Here is a 21,474-nt window from a genome sequence, read left to right as displayed (position 1 = left end):
TTATGCAAATTATTTTAGCATCCCAATCTCCTCGCCGTCAGGAGTTATTAAAGCGTGTGGTCCCAGCTTTTACGATTGCACCAGCCGATATCGATGAAACTGTTGGCAAAGACGGCTTACCAGCAGAATATGTGGCGCAAATGGCTGCCCAAAAAGCAGCGGCTATAGCAGAGCAATCCCCCGAAGCACTAGTCATTGGCTGCGATACAATTGTGGCATTGGCGGGAGAGATCCTCGGCAAACCGACTTCTCGGGAAGACGGTTATCGCATGTTGCGCCTCCTAAGTGGCAAAACACATGACGTGTATACAAGTGTGACGTTGAAACAAGGGGAAAAAGAACGCTCCGCGACAGTTCATTCAACCGTGACGTTTTATCCACTGACAGACACGGAAATCCATGCTTACTTAGATACCGCAGAATATGCCGACAAAGCAGGCGCTTATGGTATCCAAGGACAAGGAGCATTACTAATTGAAGCAATCGCTGGCGATTATTACGCCATTATGGGTTTACCAATTGCCAAAGTAGCCCGACTACTAAAAGAATTCAACTAATAAAAGACAGTCCTTTTCATTCGTCAAAAAGAGAAAGGACTGTCTTTTACTATGCAAACTATTAGGTGCCTGTTTGGCAAACGTGGTATCATTGAACCCAATAAATTGAACAGAAGAAAAGGAGTGGACAGAATGACAAAACCAACAGAAGAAGAATTAAAACAAACCTTGACGGATCTTCAATATGCCGTCACACAAGAAAACGCAACAGAACGCCCTTTTTCAGGAGAATATGATGACTTTTACCAAGACGGAATCTATGTAGATATTGTTAGTGGCGAACCGTTGTTTAGCTCCCTGGACAAATACGATGCTGGTTGCGGCTGGCCATCCTTTACCAAACCAATTGAAAAACGTGGCGTCAAAGAAAAAGCTGATTTTAGTCACGGCATGCACCGAGTAGAAGTTCGTAGTCAAGAAGCGGATTCACATTTAGGGCATGTTTTCACTGATGGCCCACTCCAAGAAGGCGGCTTACGTTATTGCATTAATGCGGCAGCTTTGAGATTTGTGCCAGTGGCAGATTTAGAAAAAGAAGGCTATGGCGAGTACCTTTCTTTATTCAAATAATCCTCATTTTTTAGACAAATACGATAAAATAGTTAGAAGAAAGCGACTTTTGATGAATATCTTGTATGAAATACAGAAAATCTCTTGATTTATTTGGCTAGGACTACTATTATTTTAGAAGGAAAGTATTGTTCAGTTTTAACGAATTGGCTGAAATAGAAAGTGGAGGTTCTAATGTCGAAACATTATTTTGATCCAAGATTGAAAATCTTTTCTTTGAACTCTAATCGTCCCTTAGCAGAAAAAATTGCGGATGCTGTGGGTGTGGAGCTAGGAAAGTGCTCTGTAACACAATTTAGTGATGGCGAAATTCAAGTGAATATTGAAGAAAGTATTCGTGGTGCACATGTTTACGTCATTCAATCAACAAGTAGCCCTGTTAACGATAACTTAATGGAACTATTAATCATGATTGATGCGTTAAAACGTGCGAGTGCTAAAACAATTAACGTGGTTATGCCTTATTATGGGTATGCACGTCAAGACCGTAAAGCACGTGCCCGGGAACCAATCACTGCTAAACTTGTTGCAAACATGATTGAAAAAGCTGGTGCAACAAGAATGTTGACATTGGACTTACATGCGGTCCAAATTCAAGGATTCTTTGATATTCCAGTGGATCATTTGATGGGTGCACCATTAATTGCCGATTACTTCATCGAACACGGCATTCAAGGCGATGACGTCGTTGTTGTTTCCCCTGACCATGGTGGTGTAACGCGTGCACGTAAATTGGCAGAATTCTTAAAAGCACCAATTGCGATCATTGACAAACGTCGTCCAAAAGCGAACGTAGCAGAAGTAATGAATATCATTGGTCATGTGGAAGGCAAAACATGTGTCTTAATTGATGACATGATTGACACAGCGGGGACAATTTCTCTTGCTGCAAACGCATTGAAAGAAGCCGGAGCAAAAGACGTTTACGCTTCTTGTACACATCCCGTTTTATCAGGACCAGCCTTACAACGTATTGAAGATTCAGCAATTGAACGCTTAGTTGTAACAGACTCTATTTACCTATCTGATGATCGTAAAATTGCTAAAATTGACGAAGTCAGCGTTGGTGAATTAATCGGAGATGCGATTAAACGTATCCACGAAAACAAACCAGTTAGTCCGTTATTTGAAACAAAAAATAAATAATTACAAAAAACCGCCCACATCATTTTTCTGATGTGGGCGGTTTTTTTTGTGTATTATAAATTATTTAATAGCAAATGAATCGCAAGAGGATACGTGAGATTGTTATTACAGAAATAATAGGTAGAGGCTAAAACCCAGCCCATTCCACAATAAAAAAGCATGGAAATTGATGGTAATAGTCCATGGCTAAGACCAAAAAAAAGACCAGAAAAAAATATTTTACATAAGACACTTCGAGAGGTGTTTTTTTCTTTGTAGATAATTTTGTCTCGATACTATAACAACCACCTTTCCTATTTTATCAGAATGATATGTTTACAAATTGAACTACTAATCAAGGGATAAAAAGGAAATGAAAAAATGATGCTTCCTCTATTGTGAGTTTTATTATAATTAGATAAAATATAGATGTCAAAAAGATTAAAAAGGTTGGAGCTTTAAAAATATTGGAAAGGAGTATACAAATGAAAAAGATAACTGAACGACCAATTGTCAAAATCTTAATTAAGATTTTGATGTTTGCCCTATGTTTTTATGCGGGGATAAAATTCGTTGATTTCATTTTTCCGTTAGTAGGATTTAAACAATAAGCAAAAGAAATGAACGTGGAGACAAGCACAAAGGACCGTGAACTTCGTTGCTAATAGTAAAGTATTGGTCCTTGGAAACTAAAAAGCTGTTAAAGAGGAGAAAAACCTCTGGGCTTTTTCTCTTTGCCTATAGTCTATTTAGCCCGCTTTTTTGTTAAAATTTATCGTAAACTTCAATTACTGAGGTGCTATTCAGCTCAGACTTACTTATTTTAATTACTTCATGGGATTCAGTTAAAGATTTCGATTGGCTCTTTCGTGGCTGATTTATTAACGATAATAAAGATTGTGGAACGTACTTTTTGTTATTCTCTTTACATGTTAACGCCACAATCATTTTGCCTGAACGAATTGCTTTTTCATACTGTAAATTATAAAATTTTCCTCCATCGCATATTCGTACACCTGGAGAAATAAGCATTTCTAATAGAGGAATTACTTGTAATTTTTGGCCTGTGGTTCCATCATCTTTAGGTTTAATCCCGCGCAGTGAAACTTTATTATTTTTTAAAGCTCTGTAAAATTGAGTAGCCTTAAAACGAAATTTACAGCTCCCTTGTTTATCTATTTGATAATAGTCAACTCCGCATAAATGCATAAAATTCCCAGCTTCAAATTGAACGTTCATTTCTAACAATTTCTTTGTTTTCCGATGTTGATATGTATAAGTGAACATATGATTATTGAAGTTGGTGTCATAAATTAAGAACGCCTTTCTAATTGTGTCAAAATCTTTTTTCTCAATCATTAGTTTCTCCTATAAATAAAGAAGCCAAGCTTAGCTTGCCTTCTTTAAACTTCAAATATAATTCAGGTTTTTCTGTTGCTCACCAACTATTGGCTCTACGTCCAATTCTATATCGAGTTTTTCTGTTGCTCGCCAACTATCGGCTATTACTTCCGATTTCAGTATTGAGTTATTATGATGCCTGATCATCAAGAAACATCTACTTGTTTCTAATAAAAGTCTACCACAGAACCACGTTCAACTCAATCCTTTTTAATCCAATAATGGAGTGTAATGACAATAAAAAATAACCGTCAACTTTGATCAAGTACGGTTATTTTTAATTAATCCAAAAGGTCACCGTCTCAAACGGCTCTACACTAGAGAGGTGTGTTGACGCATCTCTCTCTTTTCATCTACATTCTAGCATAGATACAATGTAGATGAAAAGAGGTGCCTGCTACTAAAGGTTCTTGTCCTTCTTTAGCGATTGAGCAGTGCATCAACGCTTAGTTCAGTCATTTCAGAAACTTGCATGTCGGCTCCGATTAAGGGTTGGCTGGCCGACAAGCCGACGGCATAGATGCCCGCGGCTTTCAAGCCGTCAATGCCTGATTGTGCATCCTCAAAGCCAATGGCGTTTTGCGGTAGCACGCCAATACTGTCAGCGGCGGCTAAAAAGATTTCAGGATCAGGTTTGCCTTTGCTTAATGAGTCGGGATCGACAATTGTGGCGAAGTACGCGCGCACGCCTAATTTTTCCAAAATCAGGGGCGCGTTTTTTGAAGCCGAAGCCACGGCACAGGGAATGTGACGTGCTTGGGCTTGCTGTAGCAATGGCACGACACCAGGTAAAACATCTTCTGTTGTTAAATGTTCTAATAATTGAACGTAGTGGTCATTTTTTTGCTGAGCTAAGGCTTCTTTTTCTGCTGGAGTAAACGCATTTTCACGGTGGCCATGGGCTAAAATGCGGTCCAAGGAATCCATCCGACTAATGCCTTTTAATGTTTCGTTGAAGGTTTCGTCAATGGAAATGCCTAGCGAATCGGCCAACGCTTTCCAAGCTTGATAATGAAATTTGGCGGTGTCAGTAATGACACCATCCAAATCAAAAATAAATCCAATCGTCATTGTGGTTCGCTCCTTTATTGATAATGTACTTCTTTTGGTCGTTCGGCGGTTAACGGAATCAACGCGCCCTGAACCAATAATTGTGTGTCTTTATCTGCTGTAATCGTGACACTGGTTTGTGTTAATGAAAATTGATACGTCACGCCTTGATGAATAAACTGGAACGCCAGCGCTTGCCAATGTTCAGGTAAGTTTGGACAAATTGATAACTCGTTCTGGCGCGTGTCAACGCCTGCATACGTCGCTAAAGTAACGTGGATCGTCGCAGCCATGACCCCTGTATGAATCCCTTCAGCGGTCGTGCCACCTTGAATGTCACGATAATCGGAATACAACGCTTCTTGATAAAGTTGCCAAGATAGCTCATGGAATTGCGCCATTTCTGCCAATTGGGCATGAACAATTCGTGACAAAGTCGAACCATGAGACGTCCGTTTTAGATAATACAAAAGATTTTTTTCTAAATAATCCGCAGGCAACTGATACCCTAAATCTTCTAAAATTTGATCCACCCGAGTTTTGTCTAAGTTGTAGAACAACATTAACGTGTCGGCTTGTTTCGCCACTTTGTAATCATCGGGAGATTCCCCTTCGGCTTTTAAAATTCGATCCATGCGGTAAATATTGCCGTATTTCTCTTTCATCGCTGCCCAGTCAATCTCTTTTAAGCCGAAATACCCTTCATATTGCGCAATAATGCCGTCAGAATTAACTTCAATTTCCAGTGAATTTTGAATTTGCTGCATGCGGGCTAAATCAGCCGAAGTGGTCTGAGTTTTGGCAAAAAGTTGTGCCTGTTCTTCCTCAGAGAAAAGTGCCAAAATGTTGGTTAATTCTTCGAATAGCCAAACCACCATCAAATTCGTATAGGCGTTGTTTTTCAAGCCGCTTTCCGCTTGGTCTGGATAGCCCTCGTGAAACTCATCAGGTCCCATCACTTTATCAATAAAGAACCGTCCTGTTGCGTCATCTAACGTCGCAGCGCTGTTCCAAAATTGAGCGATTTCTAACAACATTTCGCCGCCATATTGTTTCATAAATTCATGATCCTGTGTACTATGCCAATACAACCAAGCATTGTAAGCAATCGCCAAGGAAACATGCCGTTGCAAAATACTATGATCTTCGCCCCAATGTCCATTCAACGGATTTAAGTGAAGTTTTTGCGTGGTTTCACGCCCATCACGTCCTGATTGCCACGGATACATTGCGCCACGATACTGGCTGGCCGCCGCATTTTCCTTCGCTTTCTCTAATCGGTGGTAGCGATACAGCAACAATTGTTTCGCTGTGTCAGGATAATGTTGAATATAAAAAGGTAAAATAAAAATTTCATCCCAGAAAATATGTCCACGATACGCTTCACCATGCAAGCCTCGGGCGGTAATCGAGACGTCCAATGCTTGGGCTTGGTTACTAAAAGGCGAAGCCGAAGCCAGCAAGTGATAACTGTGAATCCGTAAAAGTTTTTGAGACATCAAATCGCCTGTCACGGTAATGTTGGCTTGTTGCCAAAGGGTTTGCCAAGCGCGGGCGCTTTCCTGAGCGGCGGCCGCAAAAGAGTCCTTCGGCGTAAACGGTACTTGCCAACTTTGTTCGGCGTGGCTGGCTTGCACAAAGACTTGTTTTTCTAGCGTATAGCGCGTTCCTTGGTGCGCCATCACGGTCACCACTTGGGCGATTTTTTCCGCTTCTTCTTGAATCATAATGGCTTCTTTTTCAAAAAAATCACCAGTTATCAAGGCCGTTTCTCGGACGCTCAAGTTGGATTGATTGGTACAAACCTCAATCACGGTTTTGTTTTCCTGCGCGCTTAATGCTGTCACCTGAAAATGTTTCGCTGTTAAGTTGCGATACCGCGCCACGTTGTAGTTGTAGACACTGCCATCAGTGACGGTTTTCAAAGTAATCGGGGCCGAAAAGTTTAACGGCTCAAACGTATATTGCAGATGATAGTCATTCGGCTGTGCCATATTGGCGATTTTTTTCGTCGTTAATTTAATTTGCTGATTGTCCGCATCTTTCAAAATCATTTCTGCGACAAACAATCCCGTTTTCAAGTTCAATTGACGATGTAATTGTTGTAGCGTGTCTGGGGAAATCGTTAACCAGTCAGTGGCATCGCCAATTTTTAAAGCGATGTGTTGGTTGTCAGGAGCATTGACGAAATCTTCATTTTCCACTACTTGACCCGCAACTTCCGAAGCCGCTGTATTATAAAGCCCCGCAATGTAGGTTGCTGGATAATGATCATCAGAAATCGTCATCTCAGGTGTCGTGCCGCGCAAGCCTAAAAAGCCATTGCCGACAGTTAACAGGGACTCCACCGCATATTCATTTTTCCCAGGCACGTAGCCATAATAATCTAAATGCCAAGCCAGATACTGCCGTTTTTCTTCAAATGCTGCCAGCAGATTCGGTGCCGCCGCTTGTTCGGCTGCCGTTAAAAGTGGCGTGTTCAACTGTTCCGCGAATGCTTGAATCACCGCTTGCGGAACCAGCGCCAACGTTTCCTCTGGCGAAAAGAAGTCCTCTGGGAAATCAGCCACAATCCCCCCCAGAATCGGCGCAGCCTCTGCCACAATCAATTGGCACAGTTCAGGAACCGTTTCTTCGATAGTCAAAGCTTCAAAAGGGAACGTTTTTTGATGAAGCGGTTCCAATTTATGGTTAAAAAAAGTCGTCGTTAGTTGGTTCGTTGCGAATGTTAATTCTAAAATAGTCATGTTTGGCGCCTCCTTGTGAACTTGTATAGACATGTTGTGTTTGACTACAGTATAGTATGAACGAATCAGAATTACAAGGATTTTCCCTAGATTCTTGGGAAAAGTTTTCCAGAAGGGGGCTGTAACAGACTGCGCTGGTTCCGAAAAAAGGCGGTCAAGCAGTGGTTTGGCTGGGGGAGTTTGTGGCGTAAGCAAGGCAGAAAGTGCGGGGGATTTTTCTGACCAGCTCTAGGTTTTTCGGAGGGAATATGCTATGCTTTTAGAAAAGAAATTGTTGGTAGAGGAGGATCGGCATGAACAAGTTTCATGACATATTTTTAGAATTAGAACAACAAATTGTCCAAGGCGACTATCAGCCAGGCGATTTATTACCTAGTGAAAATCAATTAGTGGAAACTTACAATGTTTCCCGTGAAACAATTCGGAAAGCCTTGAATTTACTGATTAACGCTGGCTACATTCAGAAAAAACAAGGCAAAGGCTCGATTGTGCTCAACTTTAAAAAGTTTAATTTTCCTATTTCAGGGGTGACCAGTTACAAGGAGTTACAACAAACGCAACATATTGAAAGTCATACTCATGTGGTTTCCTTAGAAGAAATTCCTGTGGAGCGCAACTTGGCTCAGTTGACTGGCTGGACGGAAGGGGCCCCTGTGTGGCGCTTAGTTCGGCAACGGGAGATTGAAGGGGAAGTCGATATTTTAGATATTGATTACTTGATTAAAGAGATTGTCCCAGAACTGCCGAAACACCGTGCCGAAGATTCGATTTTCGATTATCTTGAAAACGACCTTGGCTTGGCGATTAGTTACGCCCAGAAAGAAATTACCGTGGAACCGCTCACAGAGATGGACAAGCAGCTGATTGGTGAAGTGGAAGGCAATCATGTTGTCGTGGTCCGCAGTATCATGAACTTGGAAGATACCCGCTGTTTTGGCTATACGGAATCTCGTCACCGCTTAAACAAATTTAAGTTTGTGGAATTCGCTCGTCGCCGTAAATTGTAAGTCTTAGTGACGAACAAATATAAAAACGGCTGTCATTAAATAAAAAATTACGGTTTTTTCGCTGTAACTGCGAATAAATGTATAAGATTTTAGGAGAAAACGTCACAAAGTTAGAGTTTAACCTCTACTTTGTGACGTTTTCTCGTTGTTTATTAAAGTGTTTTCTCGGAAAAACCATTAAATAACAGCCAAAAATATCAATAAGTGTTGAAAAAAAGCCTTTAAACTAAGGGGAAACGTTGCTTTTAAAGGAAATGTTGTTTTTTTGCAAGAACTGTTCAATATTTAAAATCACAGACAAGGGGGAATCTTGTATAATAAAGCCATAGCTTCAGCAGCGCCGAAGAAACAACTAGGGCGCACTGGGAATTCAAGATGTTAAAGGAGATGTACATATGAAAAAGAAAATAATGGCAAGTTTATTGGTTGGTAGTGCCGTAGTAGGCGCAAGTTTGGCACCACTTTCGGCACAGGCGACTACGACAGGGAATACGCCTGTATCTGTGGGGGTTGAGGGAGGTGTATTGCCAGAAGGGAACTACGGTGGTGCAATAGATCCAGATCCTAACACGTTAAACAGTGATTTTGATTTGCTTTATATCCCTAGAAGTATTTCATTTGCTAAAACGGCTATCTCTGATGATTTATCTTCTATTAAGTCATCATCTTATGCTAATTATGCGGTTGGTGACTTAAGAGGAACGAAGGAAGGCTGGCATGTTACCGCAACGATTCTTGAAATGGTAAATGGGGGAGATAAATTAGCAGGTGCCGTTTCTTTTAACCAAGTAGGATATGTAGCTTATTATGATGAAGTAGATAATAGATTTAAAGTAGAATCTGTAGGTAGTTTCAATAGTAGTCCAGTTGCCCCTGAGTTTCCAACTTCAAGAAGTATTACAATTGGCGGTGGCGCATTATTAGTGGGAAATGCAGTGAGTGGAAAAGGCCAAGGTATGTGGAATTCTTACATGACTGACCCAACGTTAAATATCACAACTCCGTATCAACAAATCAAAGCAGGTACCTACACAGGAGAAATCGCCTGGAACCTCGTCGCAGGACCATCTGTCTAAATACAAGACATGAAAGAATCAAGTACAGAACAGCAATAGTCACTTTTGCTGTTCTGTACTTGATAGACGAATTGAAAGCAAAGGAGCGTACATAGATGAAAAAGAAAATCATGGCAAGTTTATTGGTTGGTAGTGCCGTAGTTGGCGCAAGTTTGGCACCACTTTCAGCACAGGCGGTGACGACAGGGAATACGCCTGTGCAGGTTGAGTTTGGTGGGGGAACATTGCCAGATGGGAATTCTAAAGACGGTAATTCAGTTGATCCTGATCCAGAAGGTTCGAATAGTAATTTTGATTTACTTTTTATTCCAAGAGAATTCGACTTTGGTACTTTATCTATTTCAGATGATTTAACACAACCAATTTTTAATAAAGCAGATCATTTAAATGGAGAAGATAGGGAAGGAGTAGGTGTTGGTGATCTGAGAGGGACTAAGGAAGGTTGGCACCTAACTGCTCAATCAAGTGGTTTGACTCAAGGAAGCGAGAATCTTCAAGGGACCATCGCAGTTCGTCAAGTATATTCTAATGTTTTAAGATATGATGAAACAACGAATGAATTTACTTCTTATGGTTCAATTCTAGAAACAGCACCCAATATACCTATCCGTAATAATTGGACAATGGATTTAGGTGGGGACGCGAAGTTGTTAGCTAATGCTACCGCAGGAAATGGACAAGGTTTATGGAAAATTGGGATGTGGTCTACGTCGTTAACTATCACTACTTCAGCCTATGGTATCAAAGCTGGGAACTACACAGGCAACATCACCTGGAACCTCGTTGCAGGACCATCAATCTAAGTTCAAACAAAAAAGTCATCCCCTCAGGATGACTTTTTGCTTATTTTTCTGTGAAGGTGCTGTCTGTTTTGACAGTTTCAGCAGGCGGTGTTTGCGCCGCTAATAAGTCGCGAATTTCTTTTAAGTAATCTTCGCTCGTTGGTACCACTTCTTCTTCTGCCGCTTCTTCTTTTTTGCCGCGGTTTTTCATTTTGTTGGCCGCTTTGACAATCAAGAAGAGGACGAAGGCCGTAATTAAAAATGTAATAAGTGCACTAATCACGCTACCAATATTGAATTCAACGCCTTCGACTTTATAGACAAGGGCACCCAATGCATCGTCGGCACTCTTTTTCCCAGTCGTCAAGACAAAAATCAGACTAATTAACGGGGTAATCAAGCCTTCCACCACTTGTGTCACAATCGCTGTAAACGCACTACCAATGACAACACCAACGGCTAGGTCTAAGACACTCCCGCGCATGATAAACTCTTTAAATTCTTTAATCATTCTTTTTTCCCTCCTCACTTTAAAAACAGTATACCGAATCTTCTTGAAAATTTGAACTGAAAAACTCTTATCATTCAGAAAGCACCTGAAGCTGTGTTATAATGGAGCTATTGGAAAAAACATTAAAAAATGCTTTAGAATTTACGCGATACATATATTTCACAGCATTCTTTAGGTAAGATGAAGCAAATGAAGGAGCGATGCGGCAATGTCTGTTCAATTAGTTAAAGGCGTGAATTTACACGTCATTCCTACAGAAAAATATAAAACGGTGCGTCTTTTAGTCCGCTTTAATACACGATTAAATCATGAAACCATTACAAAAAGAACGCTGTTGTCCAGTTTGATGGAAACCAACAGCTTGAATTACCCGAATCAAGTCAAGTTAAGTGAGCGTTTGGCGGAACTTTACGGCGCCAGCTTCGGGATTGGCGTTTCCAAAAAAGGCAATCAACATTGGTTTAATATTTCTATGAACATTGTCAATGATCATTATTTACAGGATAGTCAGGTTCTCGCCGAAGCGGTGGACTTTTTGAAGGAAATTATTTTTGCCCCCAATATTCAAGCGGGCCAATTCGAGGCGGAAACCTTCCAACGGGAAAAAGAGAACTTGAAAGCGTACTTGGAAAGTATTGTGGAGGATAAGCAAACCTATGCTTCTTTGGCGCTTCAAAGTGTCTATTTTAATCAATCGGAGGATCAAAAAATCCCTAGTTTCGGGACCGTTGCGGCGTTAGCTGAGGAAACAGCGGCGTCATTAGCAGCGTATTATCAAAAAATGCTGGCGGAAGATCAAGTGGATATTTTTGTTTTAGGCGATGTCAATGAGGCGGAGCTAGTGCCGTTATTCAAGCAATTACCGTTTACGCCTCGTGAAGAAGGCAAAGCCGCGATTTTCTACAATCAACCAATTCGCAACGTGATTGAAGAGCGGACCGAGCGTGAGGTGCTAGCCCAATCGAAATTAAACTTGGCTTACAACACGGATATTTATTATGGCGATAGCTATTATTTTGCGTTGCAAGTGTTTAATGGAATTTTTGGCGGTTTCCCGCATTCTAAATTATTTATGAATGTCCGTGAAAAAGAGCATTTAGCGTATTATGCTTCTAGTAGTATCGACACTTTCCGTGGCTTCATGACGGTTCAAACAGGAATCGATGGCAAAAATCGGAATCAGGTCTTGCGTTTGATTTCGACAGAATTGGAAAATATTCGCTTAGGTAAGATTAGCGAATTAGAAATTGAACAAACGAAAGCAATGCTAAAAAATCAGTATATCTTAGCGTTAGATAATGCAGGCGCGTGGCTGGAAAAAGAATACTTGAACCAATTAATGCCACAGACGATGCTAACGGCGGAGGAATGGATTGCGCGGATTAATGCCGTGACCATTTCAGAAATCCAAGAAGTGGCCAAACGCTTGGAACTTCAAGCGATCTTCTTTTTGGAAGGAGAAACGGAAAATGATTAAAAAAGACTATGCACAAATTAAAGAAACATTGTACACAGAAACACTGGCGAATGGTTTAAAAGTTTACCTATTGCCGAAAAATGATTTCCAAAAAACGTATGGCTTGTTTACGACCGATTATGGTTCCATCGACAATACGTTCGTGCCAATTGGTCAAGAGGAAATGATTGAAGTGCCTGACGGAATCGCCCACTTTTTAGAACATAAAATGTTTGAAAAAGAAGATGGCGATGTCTTCCAAAAATTTGGGCAACAAGGGGCTTCAGCGAATGCCTTTACCAGTTTTACGAAAACGAGTTATTTGTTTTCAACGACGGATCAAGTGACACAAAATCTAGAAACGTTGCTTGATTTTGTGCAATCGCCGTATTTCACGAAGGAAACGGTCGAAAAAGAAAAAGGCATCATCGGACAAGAAATTCAAATGTATTTAGATGATCCTAACTGGCGCTTGTTCTTTGGCATTTTAGGCAACCTTTATCCGAAACATCCATTGCATATTGATATTGCCGGCACAGTGGCAAGTATTGCGGAGATTACCGCAGAAGATTTGTATACATGCTACAATACGTTTTATCATCCAAGTAATATGACCTTATTCGTGGTAGGGAAAATGGACCCTGAAGCGTTAATGGCGTTCATTCGTGAAAACCAAGCGGCGAAAGAGTTTCCTGCCGCCCAACCTATTCGTCGGCATTTCCCTGAAGAAACAGCTGCTGACATTGTCAAAGAGAGCGCCATTGAAATGGCAGTCACACGGGCAAAAGTGCTTGTTGGCTTGAAAGGCTTAGATGAAGTGCCAACAACGGGTCGTGACTTAATGAAATATCAAGTCACCGTGAACTTGTTGTTACAATTATTGTTTGGTAATACCTCTCAAAACTATTTGGCTCTTTATGATGAAGGCTTGTTAGATGATAGTTTTAGTTATGACTTTAATTTAGATCGCAGTTTCCATTTTGCGGATATTGGCGGCGATAGTGAGCAACCAGAAGTCTTAGCAGAACGAATTGAAGCTATTTTATTATCTGCCACAACAAGTCCAGAATTAACGGAAGAAAATTTGTCCTTATTGAAGAAAAAAATGATTGGTAAATATTTCCAATCCTTAAACTCTTTAGAATATATCGCCAACCAATTTTCACAATCATTGTTTGGGGAAACCACGCTGTTTGATAAGATTGAAGTCATTGAAAGCATTCAATTAGCCGACGTCCGCCAAGTAGCAGAGACCTTGATTCGTGAAGAAGGATTGAGCCGTTTCTACATGTATCCTAAAGGAGAAACCGAGCAATAAACCAACTGTTTAAGAAAAAGAAAAATCTTTGAAATCTTTCAATTTTGTTATCCTCAGTTGGCTTCTTTTGTGGTATTCTTAAAGGACGGGAATGTTTTCCTTGGCAATTGAAAAAGACTGATGAGACAATCGATAAATTAACAAAATAGACTGGAGAAGATGGACGAGTGGCCAGCGTAAATATTGGAGAAACACTAAAAGAAGCAAGATTGCAGAAGAACATCTCAATTGATGAACTGCAACAAATGACAAAAATTCAAAAAAGATATTTAGAAATTATTGAACAAAACGATTTTGAGTCCTTACCAGGCACCTTTTATGTGCGGGCGTTTATCCGCCAATATGCAAGTGCGGTCGGCTTAGATGGCAATCAATTGGTAGATATCTATGATGGCAAAGAACCAGCAATTGTCGAAGAACCCAAGCCAGTGTATGAAGAGCTTGAAGGATCACGTAAGCAATTGCATGACGAAGAAAAGCAATCCAGTTGGTTACTGCGGAACTTACCGGCCATTGCCTTTTCGTTAATTGGTTTAGCCATTGCGGTCGTAGTGCTGTATATTATGTGGCAAGATCAAAAAGCCGAACCGATTATTCAAACACCGGCAACTAGTGCCAGTGTGGAAAAACCCAAAGAATCAAGTCAAGCCCCAGAAAGTAGCACACAAAGTAGTACACCGCCGTCTTCTTCAAGCGAACCAGAGAAGAAAACAGCTGTGGCTGTGGTGAGCGATGCTAACAATCAAGTGACTGCAACGGTTAAAGATGCGAATAGTCCAATCAACATTACCTTTAAAGGGACTGAAGGCTCTTGCTGGATTGGCGTGATGGTCGATGGCAACTATACGTACCAACACACCCTGCAAGCAGGAGAAACAGAAACAACAGCTTTACCTGCGAATGCCGCCAATGCGACACTGATTTTAGGCGCCTCAAATAACGTCGCCATTCAAGTCGATGGCGCCGATTTAACACTGGAAAAAACGCCAGTTTTAATTCGTAAGGATGTTACATTAGGGATTACGTATCGTTAGAAATGGTGTAAGAAGAATCTGGATAAACTGTCAAACGGCAATTATTCCAGATTCTTTTCTTTTATAATTAACAGCGAATGGTTAAAAAGACGACAATAATAATTCAAGAGAGAAGGGGTTATCAATGCTTAAAATAGTTAATAAAAAATTTAATCTTATCACCATATTTTCAATCGCTCTGTTGGTCATGGGCTTCTTGATTGTTGGCTTACAACTGTATTTCTACTTTATCTATGGTTCTAAATTTTTAGACAGTATCACATTGATTGGAATGATTAATTTAGGTTTAGGCTATTACCAGCTCTTTCTAAAAAAAGGCAAGAATATTTCTGAATAAACGGTCAAACGGCAATTATTCCAGATTCTTTTCTTTTTTTCGTGACACTGCCAGCAAGATAACGTAAAATAGAACAGGAGAAGGAAGGGGCAATTGAAGTGAATTTACCAAATAAATTAACAGTTTTAAGAATATTTATGATTCCGATTTTTATTATTATTGTGTCGGTGCCGATGGACTGGGGAACGATTAGTTTTGGCGACACAACGTTAGCCGTTACCCAATTAGTGGGCGCGATTATTTTTGCAGTTGCTAGTTTTACAGACTGGTTGGATGGCAAAATTGCCCGTGCACAAGGCTTGGTGACGAACTTCGGAAAATTTGCGGACCCATTAGCGGACAAAATGCTAGTGATGACCGCCTTTATCGTCTTAGTTGGTCAAGGCAAAGTACCTGCTTGGATTGTAGCAATTATTGTTTGTCGTGAATTGGCAGTAACTGGTTTACGGTTGTTATTAGTCGAACATGGCGAAGTAATGGCAGCAGCTTGGCCAGGAAAAGTAAAAACAGCTACCCAAATGGTTGCAATTATTTTACTATTCATTAACAACATTCCATTTTCAGCACTTCATCTACCACTAGATCAAATCATGCTATATGCCTGCTTGATTTTCACCATTTACTCTGGTGTTGATTATTTTGCTAAGAATAAAGATGTTTTTAAAGGTTCGATGTAAAGAGAGAATCAAAACGCTTGGCTTGTGCCAAGCGTTTTTTTAGTATTTTCTTTGAACCAATTGATGGGTTGCAAAATAAAGCAGAGCGGAAAAATTTTTATTTAGCGAAATCTAAAGATAAAGAAAAAAGTAACTAGTAGCGTACAAAAAAATTTAGTTAAGAGACCTACAGAAGAGGCAATAATTTTTATGTTTTTAAAGAAGTGTTGCAATAGCTTATGCTTATGTAATAACTCTAATTATTTTTTATATAAAATTTTGTGTAACAGTACTTTTAATAGTAAAATTAACATGTAAGATAATTGTAAAAAGGAATCAAGTAAATAAATATGGTAAAGGAGAAGTTGTATTCATGGAAATGACATTTATTTATATCGATGCCCCAGATATTGATCTAAAAAATTTTAGTCTGGATGATTTTTATACAGTAACAAAGGAGCTGGATGATGATGATTCAATAACAGATATAGCTAGAGATATAGCTAAGAGGTGTACTGAACATAAAATGAGTAATTTTAAAGGAAAGATAATCAACCAATTTGTTTATCTTTCTCTTAATCCAATAAAAGGACAAAATTTTTATGATAGTATGCTTAACTATTATTTTAACGAAAAAAATGAAGTGATATTTCTTGATATTTTTGATAACGTCAAACATAATTGGAAGCTAAAAGAATTAAAGAATTTGAAGGAAAAAGGACATATAAGAAACGATATTTCTGTCGTATATATATATGTACCAAAAGGTATGGGGGCAGCGGCAGGGGCAGGTTCTTTTCTTGAAGTAATAATAAACAATCTTAGTAATATAATGTTTCAAGTTTTTTTAGCATTAGCGGTTGATTATGTAAAAGATAACTTGAAGAATTTGCAGTATAAATTAAAATATAAAGATATTCAAAAAATAGCTGAATATTGGGTAAATAAACAAGGAATACGATCTTCAAGGCAACTAAGGGAGTTTATTATAAATAAAGGGAACTGGGAACTTAACGAATTAGCAATCAATTTGAATATTTCTCAGGAGTATGCAATGATCCTTCTGGAGTCTTTAGGATATGAATTAAAGGATAATCAATTTGTACCTAGTTATTCTGAAGAAGCGATTCGAAGGAGAAAGATTTGGGAAGAAAGAGAAAAATTACAATAGTAAATTTAATACCTAGAGATTAATGAGAACGGAGCTTTGTGGAGTTGATACTGTTTAACACTCTCAAAGGCTTAAATACATTGAATAATTATACATGTCATCTATTGTTCCATAAATAGTGAACTACTGTTTATCTTAAAATTTAAGGTTATGAAAGTAGTCATGTAAGTTCTTTTTTCTAACTTATTTTTACCCACAAGATAAAAAGCGACCAAAAAATTGGCCGCTTTTTAAATACCTCCATGGTAGTTCACTTGCTTCATAAAATGTAGAGTCACGGTATAAAGCCAATTTGCGAGGACCGATATTACAAAAATAAGCACCATTCAGATCTTTACGACAAATAATGCGGATCTGTCTTAGTCGTGCTAATGTTATCACGGATTTTTTTCAAGGAATCGGCATTTTGATCAAAATTGTGATACATCGTATTTGTATATAAAATATCCATTACCGTTAAGTAACTAATCCGTGAAGCCAAGGATTCCGCACGAAACAAGCCTTCTTCGGTGACGACAATAATTGCTTCGTCGGACAAGCCTGCCAATTCTGAACCGCTGTTACCAGTTAACGTAATCATTTTTGCGTTGGTTTTTTTAACTTGTCGTGCTAGGTTGATTGATTCTTTGGTTTTGCCTGAATGGGAAAAAATAAACACGCAATCTTCACTGGTTAATTTTGTGACAAAACTTAACTGCATGTGGTAATCAAAAATGTAGTTGCACCGATAGTTGGTCCGAATGAATTTATGGAAACTATCAAAAGCCACAATCGAGGAGCCACCTTGCCCAAAAAAATGAAGCGTTTTGGCAGAGTACATCAAAGCCAACACGTTATCTAATAGCTCCTTTGTTAAGAACTGTGTGGCGTTACTGAGGGAATAAATATTGGCTTGTAAGACTTTTTTAGCAATGGTAATACTATCATCATCTGGTGAAATATCATCGGCGCCATTCACGCTATTGACGTTTTGAAAAGTCGGCTGATAATTAGAATTTCTGGCGATATCAATTTTAAATTCTTGGAACCCAGAATAGCCAATCTTTTTTACAAATTGATACACGGAAGATTGGGAGACGCCAATTTCGTTGGCCAGACTTTCTAACGTCATTTGTGTCAATAATGATTCAGAATGAACAAAGTAATCGGAAATTTTCTTTTCTGTGAGGCTCAAATTCGGTTTTTTGATCCGAATCCGTTGATCCAAATAGTGGTTTTTCATTAACACGTTCCTCCAATCTTATTTTTTAAAATAGAATGAATGCCTTTTCATTGTTGGTATAGACTGATTATAGTGGAAAAAGAGGACAAATACAATTTCTCTTTTTCTCCACAAAAAAGAAATTCTTTAAAAAAAGCCAAAAAAAAATAAATAATCTTTTTTCTGAAAAATGAAGGGGTCTTGAAAAGACTTCTCTCAACTAAAGAAAGTAGCCAGTAAAAAGAACGTGATACCAAGAGATTTACTTGTGTTTTTTGTATGAAAGCTCCTTAAAAATAAAAACGTTTTACCTTTTGAGCAGGCAAGATTTTTGCTAAAAAATAAAAAATATTTTTTAATTAGTGTAATCGTTTACATTATTTTTTTTATCCTTTATGATTGAAGTATCAAAAGAGGCAGGTGAAAGAAAAATGGACATTGGCTTTATTGGACTTGGGAAAATGGGTTTGAACATGGCATTAAATGTTCACGAACAAGGCTGGCCCATTATTGGCTTTGATGTGACAAAGGAAGCAAGAGCGACTGCTAGAGAGCAGGGGCTTTCCGTTGTAGATTCGTTGTCAGAATTATTGAAAGCGCTTAACAAAAGGAAGGTGATTTTTTTAAGTACCCCCGCTGGTCAGATTACCAATCAATTAGTGGCAGAATTGGTAGAGCAATTAGCACCAGAGGATATCATTGTGGATAGTGGCAATTCAAATTTTCATGATAGTGTCGCGAATGCTCAACTTGCTAAGGAAAAAGGAATTTATTTTATTGATTGTGGTACTTCTGGTGGCATCAAAGGAGCGCGGGAAGGAGCGTGTTTAATGGTTGGCGGTGCGCCTGAAGCTGTCAAGGTGTTAACCCCATTTTTTGAAGATTTAGCTTGTGAACAAGGGTATCTTTATGCTGGGAAATCAGGAGCTGGTCACTATTTGAAAATGGTGCATAACGGGATTGAGTACGTCATGATGCAAGCCATGGGCGAAGGATTCAATTTATTAGAAGCTGCCGAATATGATTTTGCGTTGGAGAAAGTAGCCGATGTGTGGAATCACGGCTCGATTATTGAAGCTCGCTTGATGGGCTTAGCGAAAGAGGTTTTTGCGGAAAATCCTACGTTAGCCAATCTAGAAGGGAAAGTGGCAGCAAATGGCGAAGCCAAATGGATGATTGAAGAAGCATTGCGTTTGGAGATGCCCGTCCCAACTACGGCGTTGTCCTTATTTACTCGAAATGAAAGTATGCTAGCAAATCATTTTTCAAACAAAGTGGTCGCTTCTTTGCGACAAGGATTTGGCGGGCATGAAGTCGTAAAAAGTCAGTAAAGGAGTTTAGTCATGTTAAAAAAACAAAAAATTGCCATAGTGAATTCCAGTAGTTTTGGTCAAATTTTTCCTGAACACTTGACGCGCTTAGAAAAAATAGGCACCGTGAAGCATTTTACAGTCGACAGTGAAATTGGTGGCAAAGAGTTAGCGGAACGTTTACAAGGATATACGATTATTATTGCTAGCGTGACGCCATTTTTCACGAAAGAATTTTTTGAACATAAAGATGAATTGTTGCTGATTTCTCGCCACGGCATTGGGTATAACAACATCGATTTAGACGCTGCAAAACAGCACGACACAATTGTTTCCATCATCCCAGCTTTAGTAGAACGAGATGCCGTGGCGGAAAACAATGTCACAAATTTACTAGCTGTTTTACGGCAAACCGTGGCTGCAGATGCCAGCGTTAAAGCAGATCAATGGGAAAAACGAGCGAATTTTGTCGGTCGGACATTATTTAACAAAACTGTGGGTGTCATTGGTGTTGGGAACACAGGAAGTTGTGTCGTGGAGACGTTGCGAAACGGATTTCGCTGTGACGTGTTAGCGTATGATCCCTATAAATCCGCCACTTATCTGCAAAGTTATGGAGCCAAAAAAGTAGACTTAGATACGTTGCTAGCTTCAGCTGACATCATTTGTTTATGTGCCAATTTAACTGAAGAAAGTTATCACATGATTGGCTCGGCGGAAATTGCCAAGATGAAAGACGGCGTCTATCTTTCCAATAGCGCACGAGGCGCCTTGATTGATGAAGAAGCCATGATTGCCGGCTTAGAATCGGGCAAAATTGCTGGGCTTGGGACAGATGTTTTAGAAGAGGAACCAGGTCGGAAAAATCATCCTTATCTTGCGTTTGAAAATGTAGTAATGACGCCGCACACCTCCGCTTATACCATGGAATGCCTGCAAGCGATGGGAGAAAAATGCGTGCAAGATGTGGAAGACGTGGTGCAAGGTATTTTACCTCAACGGGCAGTGCAAGAAGTCAGTCGTTACGTTAGTTAAGAAGGAGGAGGAGCATGTTAACTGATTTAAAAGTGAAAGTTGGACCGCAATTTTATCGTTACCACGAAGGCGCCTTAGCTTCGGTGCCGTCACTTTTCAAGGAATATCACGCCCAACGAATTTTGGTGGTGCATGGCACCGTATCCTTTGAAAAAGCTCAGCCATTTTTGCCCTTCTTGGCAGATTCAGAGTATCAATTCTTCTATCACACTTACACAGGAGAATGTAGTTATTTTGGCGCCGAACAAATTTCACAGCAAATAAAGGAACACCAGATTGACTTTCTTCTGGGAGTCGGCGGCGGTAAGTTAGCCGATTTAGTGGGCTACAGCGCCCATTTAAACAATCTGAATTTTGGCTTGGTCCCTACTTTGGCTAGTAACTGTGCGCCGTGGACACCATTAGCTGTGATGTATCAAGAAAATGGCGCGGCCGAAGGCAAAACGGAACATTTCTTTCGCCAAGCTGCGTTTTTAATCACTGATCCTAAGTTGCTTCTTGATGCGCCCCGTGATTATTTTGTCGCTGGTTTAGCTGATACGTTAGCGAAATGGTATGAATCAGAGACCATTTTACGCCAAGCCCATTTGCAAGGGGAACCCTTTTTACAATTAGCGGGAGCGACCGCCAAGCTTTCGCAAGAAGCGATTATGCGGGACTCAAAATCAGCCTTAGCAGCGATGGACGAGGGCAAACTCACGCCTGAATTTGTCCATCTTTCAGAAATTGTTTTCGCTGTTTCTGGATTAGTCGGCGGCTTCGGCGACAAATACGCCCGCAATGCAGCAGCACACGCCATGCATGATGCTATGAGTAAATTTTTACCAAAAAGTCATGACTATTTACATGGCGAAAAAGTAGCTTACGGCATCTTCTATCAATTAGCATTGGAAAAAAGGTGGGCCATCATAGACGCATTAATCCCCTTTTATCAAGAGCTAAACTTGCCCATGTCGTTACGACAAATGGGCCTTTACCCAGAAGAAGAAGCAGTACTCGATGCAATGGTTCGATTTATTGATTCAAAAGAAAAGGTTCATTTAATTCCTATTGAGATTTCGGAAGAACGTTTACGTCAAGGGATTGAAGAGCTAGAAAAGTATATCCAAAACCAAGGATAAGAAGGAGGA

At 39.7% G+C, this 21,474-nt stretch carries 22 protein-coding genes; 16 read left to right on the top strand and 6 right to left on the bottom strand.

From position 1 onward, the window contains the following. Nucleotides 1–2 precede the first annotated feature (2 nt). The 3 genes from IGL13_RS12390 (at nucleotide 3) to IGL13_RS12380 (ending at nucleotide 2,273) form a co-directional block, all read left to right on the top strand. Nucleotides 3–557, top strand: coding sequence for a Maf family protein (locus IGL13_RS12390; protein WP_002378827.1), 555 nt, complete (start codon nucleotides 3–5; stop codon nucleotides 555–557). Between the two features lie 132 nt (nucleotides 558–689). Then, complete coding sequence (gene msrB, locus IGL13_RS12385) at nucleotides 690–1,127, top strand: peptide-methionine (R)-S-oxide reductase MsrB (RefSeq protein ID WP_002354871.1); 438 nt, start codon at nucleotides 690–692, stop codon at nucleotides 1,125–1,127. A gap of 174 nt (nucleotides 1,128–1,301) precedes the next feature. Next, complete coding sequence (locus IGL13_RS12380) at nucleotides 1,302–2,273, top strand: ribose-phosphate diphosphokinase (protein WP_002381060.1); 972 nt, start codon at nucleotides 1,302–1,304, stop codon at nucleotides 2,271–2,273. Nucleotides 2,274–2,326: 53 nt separating this feature from the next. On the opposite strand, the gene IGL13_RS12375 is transcribed toward IGL13_RS12380, so the two are convergent. Beyond that, the gene (locus tag IGL13_RS12375) at nucleotides 2,327–2,533 is read right to left on the bottom strand and encodes a CPBP family intramembrane glutamic endopeptidase (RefSeq protein WP_224561207.1); all 207 of its coding nucleotides are present in this window, start codon (nucleotides 2,531–2,533) and stop codon (nucleotides 2,327–2,329) included. Between the two features lie 204 nt (nucleotides 2,534–2,737). Between IGL13_RS12375 and IGL13_RS12370 the strand changes: the two genes are divergently transcribed. Beyond that, the gene (locus tag IGL13_RS12370) at nucleotides 2,738–2,863 is read left to right on the top strand and encodes a hypothetical protein (RefSeq protein ID WP_002383214.1); all 126 of its coding nucleotides are present in this window, start codon (nucleotides 2,738–2,740) and stop codon (nucleotides 2,861–2,863) included. Nucleotides 2,864–3,017: 154 nt separating this feature from the next. On the opposite strand, the gene IGL13_RS12365 is transcribed toward IGL13_RS12370, so the two are convergent. From IGL13_RS12365 to IGL13_RS12355, 3 genes are all read right to left on the bottom strand, one after another. Beyond that, a complete protein-coding gene (locus IGL13_RS12365) occupies nucleotides 3,018–3,611 on the bottom strand; it encodes a PBECR4 domain-containing protein (RefSeq protein ID WP_002385181.1) in 594 nt (197 codons plus the stop codon). A gap of 462 nt (nucleotides 3,612–4,073) precedes the next feature. Then, entirely contained in the window at nucleotides 4,074–4,724 is a 651-nt protein-coding gene (gene pgmB, locus IGL13_RS12360) for a beta-phosphoglucomutase (protein ID WP_002354875.1), read from the bottom strand. A gap of 14 nt (nucleotides 4,725–4,738) precedes the next feature. Next, nucleotides 4,739–7,483, bottom strand: a complete 2,745-nt coding sequence (locus tag IGL13_RS12355; RefSeq protein ID WP_002378825.1) for a glycoside hydrolase family 65 protein — start codon at nucleotides 7,481–7,483, stop codon at nucleotides 4,739–4,741. 260 nt (nucleotides 7,484–7,743) lie between these two features. Here IGL13_RS12355 and treR point away from each other — a divergent pair, with 260 nt between their 5' ends. The 3 genes from treR to IGL13_RS12340 all read left to right on the top strand — a co-directional run bounded on the left by treR (nucleotide 7,744) and on the right by IGL13_RS12340 (nucleotide 10,336). Continuing rightward, nucleotides 7,744–8,457: a trehalose operon repressor gene (gene treR, locus IGL13_RS12350; protein ID WP_002354877.1), complete on the top strand. Its 714-nt coding sequence runs from the start codon at nucleotides 7,744–7,746 to the stop codon at nucleotides 8,455–8,457. 395 nt (nucleotides 8,458–8,852) lie between these two features. Next, nucleotides 8,853–9,533 carry a WxL domain-containing protein gene (locus IGL13_RS12345; protein WP_002401680.1) on the top strand — a complete coding sequence of 227 codons (681 nt, stop codon included), beginning with the start codon at nucleotides 8,853–8,855 and terminating at the stop codon, nucleotides 9,531–9,533. A gap of 95 nt (nucleotides 9,534–9,628) precedes the next feature. Then, nucleotides 9,629–10,336, top strand: a complete 708-nt coding sequence (locus IGL13_RS12340) for a WxL domain-containing protein (RefSeq protein WP_002378823.1) — start codon at nucleotides 9,629–9,631, stop codon at nucleotides 10,334–10,336. A 40-nt stretch (nucleotides 10,337–10,376) separates the two neighbouring features. Here IGL13_RS12340 and mscL read toward each other — a convergent pair whose 3' ends face one another. Next, nucleotides 10,377–10,826, bottom strand: coding sequence for a large conductance mechanosensitive channel protein MscL (gene mscL / locus IGL13_RS12335; RefSeq protein ID WP_002354883.1), 450 nt, complete (start codon nucleotides 10,824–10,826; stop codon nucleotides 10,377–10,379). A 208-nt stretch (nucleotides 10,827–11,034) separates the two neighbouring features. Between mscL and yfmF the strand changes: the two genes are divergently transcribed. From yfmF to IGL13_RS12305, 6 genes are all read left to right on the top strand, one after another. After that, nucleotides 11,035–12,303 (top strand): EF-P 5-aminopentanol modification-associated protein YfmF, encoded by a 1,269-nt coding sequence (gene yfmF / locus IGL13_RS12330; RefSeq protein WP_002368461.1) that lies wholly within the window; start codon nucleotides 11,035–11,037, stop codon nucleotides 12,301–12,303. After that, the gene (gene yfmH / locus IGL13_RS12325; RefSeq protein ID WP_002354885.1) at nucleotides 12,296–13,600 is read left to right on the top strand and encodes an EF-P 5-aminopentanol modification-associated protein YfmH; all 1,305 of its coding nucleotides are present in this window, start codon (nucleotides 12,296–12,298) and stop codon (nucleotides 13,598–13,600) included. Before yfmF ends, yfmH begins: the two co-directional genes overlap by 8 nt. Before the next feature lie 167 nt (nucleotides 13,601–13,767). Further along, nucleotides 13,768–14,634, top strand: coding sequence for a RodZ domain-containing protein (locus tag IGL13_RS12320; RefSeq protein WP_002360992.1), 867 nt, complete (start codon nucleotides 13,768–13,770; stop codon nucleotides 14,632–14,634). 124 nt (nucleotides 14,635–14,758) lie between these two features. Beyond that, complete coding sequence (locus tag IGL13_RS12315) at nucleotides 14,759–14,971, top strand: hypothetical protein (RefSeq protein ID WP_002359021.1); 213 nt, start codon at nucleotides 14,759–14,761, stop codon at nucleotides 14,969–14,971. Between the two features lie 98 nt (nucleotides 14,972–15,069). Then, nucleotides 15,070–15,648 carry a CDP-diacylglycerol--glycerol-3-phosphate 3-phosphatidyltransferase gene (gene pgsA / locus IGL13_RS12310; RefSeq protein ID WP_002365382.1) on the top strand — a complete coding sequence of 193 codons (579 nt, stop codon included), beginning with the start codon at nucleotides 15,070–15,072 and terminating at the stop codon, nucleotides 15,646–15,648. 352 nt (nucleotides 15,649–16,000) lie between these two features. Further along, nucleotides 16,001–16,798, top strand: a complete 798-nt coding sequence (locus tag IGL13_RS12305; protein WP_002378822.1) for a hypothetical protein — start codon at nucleotides 16,001–16,003, stop codon at nucleotides 16,796–16,798. A gap of 334 nt (nucleotides 16,799–17,132) precedes the next feature. Here IGL13_RS12305 and IGL13_RS12300 read toward each other — a convergent pair whose 3' ends face one another. Then, complete coding sequence (locus IGL13_RS12300; protein WP_002383224.1) at nucleotides 17,133–18,020, bottom strand: MurR/RpiR family transcriptional regulator; 888 nt, start codon at nucleotides 18,018–18,020, stop codon at nucleotides 17,133–17,135. Between the two features lie 374 nt (nucleotides 18,021–18,394). Here IGL13_RS12300 and gnd point away from each other — a divergent pair, with 374 nt between their 5' ends. The 3 genes from gnd to IGL13_RS12285 are packed head-to-tail and all read left to right on the top strand — an operon-like array spanning nucleotide 18,395 to nucleotide 21,465. Beyond that, a complete protein-coding gene (gnd, locus tag IGL13_RS12295) occupies nucleotides 18,395–19,330 on the top strand; it encodes a phosphogluconate dehydrogenase (NAD(+)-dependent, decarboxylating) (protein ID WP_002378821.1) in 936 nt (311 codons plus the stop codon). 12 nt (nucleotides 19,331–19,342) lie between these two features. Then, nucleotides 19,343–20,344: a D-isomer specific 2-hydroxyacid dehydrogenase family protein gene (locus IGL13_RS12290; protein ID WP_002368455.1), complete on the top strand. Its 1,002-nt coding sequence runs from the start codon at nucleotides 19,343–19,345 to the stop codon at nucleotides 20,342–20,344. A gap of 14 nt (nucleotides 20,345–20,358) precedes the next feature. Then, entirely contained in the window at nucleotides 20,359–21,465 is a 1,107-nt protein-coding gene (locus tag IGL13_RS12285; RefSeq protein WP_002378820.1) for an iron-containing alcohol dehydrogenase family protein, read from the top strand. Nucleotides 21,466–21,474: the final 9 nt, after the last annotated feature.

This window comes from Enterococcus sp. DIV1937 (genome assembly GCF_050535975.1).
Lineage (GTDB): Bacteria > Bacillota > Bacilli > Lactobacillales > Enterococcaceae > Enterococcus > Enterococcus faecalis.
This window is presented reverse-complemented; position numbering and strand designations above follow the sequence as displayed.

What these genes read in the sequence shown, in the direction of transcription:
- IGL13_RS12390 (WP_002378827.1), top strand. Translation starts at nt 3, where the DNA reads ATGCAAATTATTTTAGCATCCCAATCTCCTCGCCGTCAGGAGTTATTA.
- msrB (WP_002354871.1), top strand. Translation starts at nt 690, where the DNA reads ATGACAAAACCAACAGAAGAAGAATTAAAACAAACCTTGACGGATCTT.
- IGL13_RS12380 (WP_002381060.1), top strand. Translation starts at nt 1,302, where the DNA reads ATGTCGAAACATTATTTTGATCCAAGATTGAAAATCTTTTCTTTGAAC.
- IGL13_RS12370 (WP_002383214.1), top strand. Translation starts at nt 2,738, where the DNA reads ATGAAAAAGATAACTGAACGACCAATTGTCAAAATCTTAATTAAGATT.
- IGL13_RS12365 (WP_002385181.1), bottom strand. Translation starts at nt 3,611, where the DNA reads ATGATTGAGAAAAAAGATTTTGACACAATTAGAAAGGCGTTCTTAATT.
- pgmB (WP_002354875.1), bottom strand. Translation starts at nt 4,724, where the DNA reads ATGACGATTGGATTTATTTTTGATTTGGATGGTGTCATTACTGACACC.
- IGL13_RS12355 (WP_002378825.1), bottom strand. Translation starts at nt 7,483, where the DNA reads ATGTCTATACAAGTTCACAAGGAGGCGCCAAACATGACTATTTTAGAA.
- treR (WP_002354877.1), top strand. Translation starts at nt 7,744, where the DNA reads ATGAACAAGTTTCATGACATATTTTTAGAATTAGAACAACAAATTGTC.
- IGL13_RS12345 (WP_002401680.1), top strand. Translation starts at nt 8,853, where the DNA reads ATGAAAAAGAAAATAATGGCAAGTTTATTGGTTGGTAGTGCCGTAGTA.
- IGL13_RS12340 (WP_002378823.1), top strand. Translation starts at nt 9,629, where the DNA reads ATGAAAAAGAAAATCATGGCAAGTTTATTGGTTGGTAGTGCCGTAGTT.
- mscL (WP_002354883.1), bottom strand. Translation starts at nt 10,826, where the DNA reads ATGATTAAAGAATTTAAAGAGTTTATCATGCGCGGGAGTGTCTTAGAC.
- yfmF (WP_002368461.1), top strand. Translation starts at nt 11,035, where the DNA reads ATGTCTGTTCAATTAGTTAAAGGCGTGAATTTACACGTCATTCCTACA.
- yfmH (WP_002354885.1), top strand. Translation starts at nt 12,296, where the DNA reads ATGATTAAAAAAGACTATGCACAAATTAAAGAAACATTGTACACAGAA.
- IGL13_RS12315 (WP_002359021.1), top strand. Translation starts at nt 14,759, where the DNA reads ATGCTTAAAATAGTTAATAAAAAATTTAATCTTATCACCATATTTTCA.
- IGL13_RS12305 (WP_002378822.1), top strand. Translation starts at nt 16,001, where the DNA reads ATGGAAATGACATTTATTTATATCGATGCCCCAGATATTGATCTAAAA.
- IGL13_RS12300 (WP_002383224.1), bottom strand. Translation starts at nt 18,020, where the DNA reads ATGAAAAACCACTATTTGGATCAACGGATTCGGATCAAAAAACCGAAT.
- gnd (WP_002378821.1), top strand. Translation starts at nt 18,395, where the DNA reads ATGATTGAAGTATCAAAAGAGGCAGGTGAAAGAAAAATGGACATTGGC.
- IGL13_RS12290 (WP_002368455.1), top strand. Translation starts at nt 19,343, where the DNA reads ATGTTAAAAAAACAAAAAATTGCCATAGTGAATTCCAGTAGTTTTGGT.
- IGL13_RS12285 (WP_002378820.1), top strand. Translation starts at nt 20,359, where the DNA reads ATGTTAACTGATTTAAAAGTGAAAGTTGGACCGCAATTTTATCGTTAC.